The sequence below is a fragment of the Pseudomonas sp. P5_B2 genome (assembly GCF_056400445.1).
On record NZ_JBFULH010000956.1, the window covers coordinates 1 to 1,251 of the forward strand.

Consider the following 1,251-nt stretch of genomic DNA (forward strand, 5'->3'; position numbering starts at 1 on the left):
CGGCGGATTCTGGCGCAGTCGTAGGCAACGGCGCAAGGTTATGTATCCTCCAACCCCATCCATCCAGACCGTTTAAACATTGCTGTTTATTGCCACCAATCCCATGTAGGAGTGAGCCTGCTCGCGATGAGGCCGTGTCAGTCAATATCACGGTGAATGACACACCGCCATCGCGAGCAGGCTCACTCCTACACAGGGTACTTCATTGAGCTGATATTCCGATTGCTCGGATAAATAGTTGCGCCCTCTTATGCTTCTTGAACTTAGATGGGTATCAGGCACCACGCTGTAAACATATGCCGCGCTGGAGACCCGAAGAAAGAAAAATCCGGCCTCATATACCAGTAAAGCCGGCCATCATAAAAACAGCAAGTAACATACTCAGGAAAGAACGGAATATATACGCGCATAACATCTCGAGTAAATACAGTGGTAAAAACATGTTTACCCCCTAACGAATTCATCCATTCAATCGCAAGGTCTGCGAGTAATTTTTCAGTGCTGATTTGCAATTTAAATATATTTGTGACGGCCACCAGATAAGTAAGGCGCGTACCCTCCCGATCGGTTACATAAATGGTAGCAACGCCGTTTTTCAGCCCAGTCACCTTGCCTTGAGCTGTCACGGGTGCGGTCAGCGGATCAGATGACGCATAGTCATAGGGCGGGACACCGCCTATTGGCGCACGGGTGGCGGTGTTGCCCACCGAGTCCTCTCCCGTCCTTGGCCATTGCGGAATCTTGACGGAAAACCCTTTCAAGTTCATTTGAGTGCGATCGATGGTGAAAGCCAGGCGATTCACGGACCAAGGCTCGGAGACGAGTTGTTGACCGCTTTTTTCACGAGCGGTAAAACGATGCGGCCCCACGGCAATGGGTATCAGCTTGCTCTGCCATTTATAGTTCGCGGCCGTTTTTACTTCCTCTACTAACGTATCACCGTCAAAAATTTGCAACACAGAGTCAGCAAGCGCAGACCCCATCAACATGACTTTATTGTCAGAAACATCCCCGCCATTTGCTATTTCAGCACCTGCAGAGTTTTTTACCGATGTTATGACCGGCGCCAAAATGACTCGGGCTCTTGCGGCTTTTGATCTCGCTGTAACCTCCCCGCCTCTAATCTGTTCATAAGTGACCTTTACGGCACTATCAGCAATGACCTTGGCGTTGGGGATCATCAACTTATAAGTGAAGGGAATCCGGGTAACGGGCATGTCGACGCTGTGCTCGACCCCTGCTCTCCCAGCG

The 1,251-nt window shown here is 50.3% G+C and carries 1 protein-coding gene; it reads right to left on the reverse strand.

The features are described 5' to 3' along the window. Positions 1–263 precede the first annotated feature (263 nt). On the reverse strand, positions 264–1,251 hold a 988-nt coding region (locus tag AC1DRJ_RS28280), incomplete at its 5' end, for an Ig-like domain-containing protein (RefSeq protein ID WP_477805045.1).